Here is a 5997-nt window from a genome sequence, read left to right as displayed (position 1 = left end):
GTCGTCATCATGGTCGAAGCAGGTCCAGAACGGATCGCCCTGCATCTCGGCCGCGATCGCCCCGCAAAAACATGCCCCCGTTTCGATCCTGCCTTCCATCCCATCGCTCCTGATCGTGCTGAATTCCGTCGGCCGCGCTGTGCGCCGGTGGCGTGCTCAGTGGGAACATCAAAACCGGCAGCGAGTTCCTTCGGGCGGGCAACGCGCGGAGCGGCCCCAGCGGGCGGGCTTGCGCCGGAAGCAACGATCGGTCAAACCATAGGCCAGGTTCCTTGAAGAGGTTTGCCGCGCAAATGGCAAAAAGACGCTCCGGCTCTCGGCTGTTTTCAATTTCGGCCGCAAGAAACCGTCTTTCGGCGGGGCATCACTAGTCATGCGCTGTTGCCGGCACGAGAATCTGCAACGCGCGGAGGAGACCAAGGTCGGTTCGCATGTCGTTCGTGACGGCTGGACCGAGGGGGTATGCGGAGCGCTCGATCCGGCCTGTTGGCCGGCCATCAGGCGGGCGTCCGTCGTTCAGATCACGTAGCTTACTCAGCGCTCAAACCGAAACGGACGTGCCCGCCGAAGCGACTTCTCCTTCGTACGGACATGACCGATGCCTGACAAACTGAATTCCTCATTTCCCAGCGCCGATCCGCAAAGCTGGCTGACCACGCATGGAATAAGCGAGGTCGAGTGCCTCGTGCCCGATGTCAACGGTGTGCTGCGCGGCAAGGCCTTGCCGGCGGCCAAGTTCCTGAAGTCGCTCGAGGACCTTGCGCTCTACCTGCCGAGCAGCGCTTTCCTGGTCGCGATCGACGGCCGCTATTCCGGCTCCATCGATGAAGGGTTCGCGTATCAGGACCCCGACATGCGCATGGTGCCCGACCTGTCGACGCTCAGCCTTGCGCCCGGCGGCAGGGTCGGCAAGGCCTATGTCTTTGCCGATACGTTTCACATGGACGGACGGCCGTCGATGGCTTCGCCGCGCCATGTGCTGAGGGCCGTGCTCGATCTTTACCGCCGGCGTGGCTGGCACGCCGTGACGGCGCCGGAGCTCGAATTCTACCTCACGGCGCCAAATCCCGATCCGGATCGGCCGCTGACCGCGCCGGTCGGGCGCAATGGACGGCCGGAAAGCGTGCAGCATCCCTATGACATGCAGGCGCTGGAGGAGTTCGAAGCGGTGACGCGTCGCCTCTATGAGCACGCCGCGGCGGCCGGCCTGCCGCTCGACACGCTGATCCATGAATCCGGCACGGCGCAGCTCGAGATCAACTTCCTCCATGGCGACCCGCTGGCGCTGGCCGACAAGGTGCTGTTGTTCAAGCGTATGGCCAGGCAGGCGGCGCAAGCGAGCGGTATGCACGCCACCTTCATGGCGAAGCCGATCGCGGCGCAGGCCGGCAGCTCGATGCATCTTCACATGTCCATCATCGACGAAGGCGGCGAGCCCCTGTTTGCCGGCAAAGACGGCGAGGACACAGAAATGTTCGCGCACTTCATCGGGGGCCTGCAGAAATACGTGCCTGAAATCATGCCGCTGTTTGCACCGAACGTGAACTCGTATCGCCGCATCCGGCCGGGCCACAGCGCGCCGGCCAATATCGAGTGTCGCATGACAACCGCTCCTGCGGCTTGCGGGTGCCAATGGGCGGGCGCGCCGCGCGGCGGGTGGAGAACCGACTGCCCGGGGCCGACGCCAATCCCTACCTCGCCATGGCCGGCTCGCTCATCGCCGGGTATCTCGGCGTCGAGGAGAAGCTGGCCCGCTCGCCGGAGGCCTTCGGCAACGCCTATCGCAGCCAGAGCACGCTGCCCAAGACCATGGAGGAAGCGCTCGACCGTTTCGCCGCCTGCGAGCCGGTGCGGGTGCTGCTCGGGGAGGATTTCTTCCAAACCTATCTGCGCGTGAAAAGCGTAGAGCTCGACCTGTTCCAGACCGTGGTGACGTCGTGGGAACGCGACCATCTGCTGCTCAAGGTGTGACCATGGCTTCGACAGGTTTCAATTCCGGTCTTCATATCGGCAAATCCTATTATGTGGCGACTGCCAATCCGGCGCCGGACCATCCGGCGCTTACCGGCGATGCAGAAGCCGACCTGGTGGTCGTCGGTGGCGGCTGCACCGGGCTTTCGGCGGCGCTCCATGCGGCCGAACGCGGCCTTAAAGTGGTGCTGCTCGAAGGCGGCAAGATCGGCTGGGGTGCGTCTGGGCGCAATGGCGGCCAGATAATCCCCGGTCTGCGCAAGGGCGCCAAGGAGCTGGTCAGAGCGTTCGGGCCGGAGCGGGCGAAGGCGCTGTTCGACCTCGCCTTCGAGGCGCGAGGCTTGGTGCTCGACATTATCGAGCGCCACGGCATCGAATGCGACTTGCGGCTGACCGGCCATCTGGTCGGCGCGGTCAACGGCTCCGACATGCGCGAATTCGAGGAAGAGGCCGAGTGCCTCGCCAAGGTGATGGACTTCCCGCATGTCGAGATCCTGTCGGCGGCGGAGGCGCGGCGCATGGTCGATACGCCTTATCTCGGTGCATCCTTCGAGACGCTCGGCGGACACATGCATCCGCTGAACTACACGCTGGGGCTCGCTGGGGCCGCTTCTGCCGCTGGCGTCACCATCCACGAGAACTCGGTCGCCGTCCGGCTGGAGCGTGAACCCTTTATCCGGGTGTTCACCGACAAGGGCTCGGTCCGTGCCAGGCATGTGGTGCTGGCCGGCGATGCGCTGCTCAACGGGCTCGAGCCGCGCGTCAACAGCCGCATCATGCCGATCGGCAACTACATCGTCGCCACCGAGCCGTTGGGCGCGCGCAACGTCATCCCGTCCAACGCCGCGGTTTCGGACACGCTTTTCGTGGTCAATTACTACCGCATGTCCGCGGATGGCCGCCTGCTGTTCGGCGGCGGCGAGCGCTATACGCCCTCGCCGCCCGCCGACATTGGCGGCTTCGTGCGGCCGCATATGGAAAAGACCTTCCCACAGCTTAGGGGGTGCCGGATCGACCATGCCTGGGGCGGGCTCGTGTCTGTGACGACGTCGCGCCTGCCGCATGTCGGGCATTATGGCGAGGTCTATTTCGCGCATGGCTATTCCGGCAAGGGCGTCATCCTGTCGACGCTGTCGGGCAAGCTGCTCGCGGAAGCGATCACCGGCGACGCCTCGCGGCTCGACCTGTTCTCGACGCTGACGCCGCTGCCGTTCCCCGGCGGCACGGCGCTGCGCGGGCCGCTCTATGTGCTCGGCATGCTGTGGTATGCGATGCGCGATCGACTCAGGCGTTGAGCGCCGACTTTCCCGTCGGTGCCAGCGACGAATCCGGCGCGGAACTGCACGTCTTCGGCCGAAAGTCAAATCGTCGGCTCGCTAGGTGTCGCGGTTGGTCAGCGCGATGTGGCAGCAGCCGGAGCCGTGGCCCGGCGTCCAGGTCACGTTGGCGAAGCGCACGCCGGTTGCTTCGAACAGTCCGCGGTCGAAGGCGCCGGCGATGCGGCAGAGCGTGGCAAGCTTTTCCTCGCCGACGCCGGCCTCGACCCACGCATCCTTCAGCGGGCAGCGCTTCACCTTGAAAGCGATGCGGTTCGGCCTGCGCTCGACGTCGGTCGGATACATGCGCCCGCCATCCGGGCTGACGGAAAGGAACGCCTCGCCGATCGCCAGCGCATCATTGGGGCCGAAACCGGCGAAAGCGGCCGCTGCGACTTCCCGGCCGCGCTTTTCGATGGTGCGGATCATTAATGCTTCGGCCTTCTCGGCGCCAAGCTCGGCGGTCAGCTCATCGAGGAAGAGGCGATAGAGATCGCCCCGGTTGCGAAAGGCGGAGTCGAGCTCGCGCGACAGTTTTTCGGCAATGGCTGCGTGGGAGTCGGTCATGGTGTTTTCATCCTATTCAGCCTCGGGGTTGCCGCCACCAGCGCCTTGCCGACCGCCGATTGCGGGCTGGCGATGACGGTGCGGGCGTCGCCGCTCTCGGCGACCCGGCCGGCATCGAGGAGAACGATGCGATGCGCGAGGGCGCGGATTACGCCGAGATCATGCGAAATGAAGAGATAGGCGATCTGTTCCTGTCTTTGCAGGTCGAGCAGCAAGTCCAGGATCTGTCCGCGCACCGAAACGTCGAGCGCCGAGACCGCCTCGTCGAGGACGATCAGCGACGGTCGGGTGGCGATGGCGCGGGCGATCGCTACCCGCTGGCGCTGGCCGCCGGAAATCTCGTGGATCGCGCGCGCGGCAAGGCCGGCATCGAGGCCGACACGCTCCAAGAGAGCTGCGATGCGGCGCGGGCGCTCCGAGCGCGAGGCGATGCCGTGGATGCGCAACGGGTCGTCCAGCGCACGCGCCACCGTGGAGTGCGGGTTAAAGGCGGCGAGCGGATCCTGAAAGACCATCTGGAGGCGGGCACGGCGGGCGCGCAACGCGGCGCCCGACAAGATAAGCAAGTCCGCGCCCTCAAATTGGATGCGCCCAGCGTCGGGCTCTAGCAGGCGCAGTACCAGCCGCGCAATCGTCGACTTGCCGCTGCCGGACGGGCCGGCGACGGCCAGCGTTTCGGCCGGGCCGATCTCAAACGAGACATCGTCGACCGCCGCAAAAGGTTTGCCGCCGCGGCGATAGCGCTTGGAGAGATTGGAGACGGCGAGCACGGTCATGCCGGGGCGCCTTGCCGGTCAAGAAGCGGCCTGGCGTCGAGACCGAGATGGGCATCGAGCAGCGTGCGCGTATAGGCATGGCGCGGCGCGTCAAGGATCTGGTCCGTGTCGCCCAATTCGACCAACTCGCCATGACGCAGCACCGCGATGCGTTCGGCGAGCGTGGCGGCGAGCGCGATGTCGTGGCTGATGAAGGCGAGCGTCAGGCCGTCCTCGTTGACCAACCCGCGGATCAGGGAAACGATCTCGGCCTGGACGATGGTGTCGAGCGCGCTGGTCGCCTCGTCGGCAATCAGCAGTTTCGGGGCGGCGGCGATGGCCGCTGCGATTGCAACGCGCTGCTTCTGGCCGCCGGACAGCTGGTGCGGATAGGCGCGCAAGACGGCTTCGGAGTCGGGCAGGCGGACGCGCTCGAGCAGGGTTTTGGCTTTGGCATAAGCCTCGCGCCAGGTGAGGTTGAGATGCGTGCGTGCGACCTCGGCAATTTGCTTGCCGACCGGCATCACCGGGTCGAGGCTGAAGGAGGGGTCCTGGAAGACGAAGCCGATGTCGCGGCCACCAATGGGCTGAAAATGCGAAGCTGTCACGGAATGAGACGATCGAGGTTTCTGCCACTCGATCGAACCTCCAGCCTCGGCCGCTTCCGCCAACAATCCCGCAACCGCCAGCGCCAGCGTGCTCTTGCCCGAGCCGCTCTCACCGATGATCGCAAGGCGTTCCCCGGCTTCCACATCAAGGCTGATGCCCTTCAGCGCCGTTACCTCGACGCCGTCTCGCCGATACCGCACGGTCAGATCGCGGATCGAAAGCAGCGCAGTCACGACAGGCTCCTGCGTACCGCAGTGCTTTCCACCACGCCCTCGCCGGCGAGGTAAACGCCGAGAACGGTCAGCACCAGCGCGATACCGGGAACGATCGACAGAAAAGGCGCGGTGCGCAAGACAGTGCGGCCTTCGGCGATCATGCCGCCCCAGGTGACGCGGTTGGGATCACCGAGGCCGAGGAAGGAAAGCGCTGCTTCGGTGAGGATGGCGGCCGCGACGATCACCGAGGAAAGCGCCAGCACCGGCGGCAGCGCATTGGGGAGCACCTCGCGAAAGGCAATCTCGAGCGGATGCATGCCGATGACGCGAGCGCCGGCGACATAGTCGCGCTCGCGGATCGACAGCACTTCCGCGCGCGCCACCCGCGCCGGCCCGGTCCAGGCGCCGAGCGCGATGGCCGCGATCACCACTCCAAGCGAGGGGCCGACGATGCTGACGAAGGCCAGCGCCAGCAAAAAACTAGGCACGGTCTGGAAGGCGTCGGTGATGCGCATCAGCACCTCGTCGATCAAGCCGCCGGCGAAACCGGCCAGCGTGCCCACC

5 protein-coding genes and 1 pseudogene are annotated in these 5997 nt (G+C 65.9%); 2 read left to right on the top strand and 4 right to left on the bottom strand.

Annotated elements, in window-relative coordinates:
* Positions 1-598 precede the first annotated feature (598 nt).
* Both EOA60_RS39880 and EOA60_RS15120 read left to right on the top strand, forming a co-directional pair.
* Positions 599-1971: pseudogene (locus EOA60_RS39880) on the top strand (glutamine synthetase family protein).
* Positions 1972-1973: 2 nt separating this feature from the next.
* Positions 1974-3266 carry an FAD-binding oxidoreductase gene (locus EOA60_RS15120; protein ID WP_164748328.1) on the top strand — a complete coding sequence of 431 codons (1293 nt, stop codon included), beginning with the start codon at positions 1974-1976 and terminating at the stop codon, positions 3264-3266.
* An 81-nt stretch (positions 3267-3347) separates the two neighbouring features.
* On the opposite strand, the gene EOA60_RS15115 is transcribed toward EOA60_RS15120, so the two are convergent.
* The 4 genes from EOA60_RS15115 to EOA60_RS15100 all read right to left on the bottom strand — a co-directional run.
* Positions 3348-3854, bottom strand: a complete 507-nt coding sequence (locus tag EOA60_RS15115; RefSeq protein ID WP_095800617.1) for an L-2-amino-thiazoline-4-carboxylic acid hydrolase — start codon at positions 3852-3854, stop codon at positions 3348-3350.
* Positions 3851-4630 carry an ATP-binding cassette domain-containing protein gene (locus EOA60_RS15110; RefSeq protein WP_095823544.1) on the bottom strand — a complete coding sequence of 260 codons (780 nt, stop codon included), beginning with the start codon at positions 4628-4630 and terminating at the stop codon, positions 3851-3853. Before EOA60_RS15110 ends, EOA60_RS15115 begins: the two co-directional genes overlap by 4 nt.
* Positions 4627-5451: an ABC transporter ATP-binding protein gene (locus tag EOA60_RS15105; RefSeq protein WP_095800615.1), complete on the bottom strand. Its 825-nt coding sequence runs from the start codon at positions 5449-5451 to the stop codon at positions 4627-4629. Before EOA60_RS15105 ends, EOA60_RS15110 begins: the two co-directional genes overlap by 4 nt.
* Positions 5448-5997, bottom strand: a 550-nt coding sequence (locus EOA60_RS15100) for an ABC transporter permease (RefSeq protein WP_164899322.1), incomplete at its 5' end; no start/stop codon positions are given. The genes EOA60_RS15105 and EOA60_RS15100, both read right to left, overlap by 4 nt.

The sequence above is a fragment of the Mesorhizobium sp. M1A.F.Ca.IN.020.06.1.1 genome, assembly GCF_004023265.1.
Classification (GTDB): Bacteria; Pseudomonadota; Alphaproteobacteria; order Rhizobiales; family Rhizobiaceae; genus Mesorhizobium.
The sequence above is the reverse complement of the archived record's forward strand: the minus strand, read 5'-3'. Positions and strand labels throughout refer to the sequence as shown.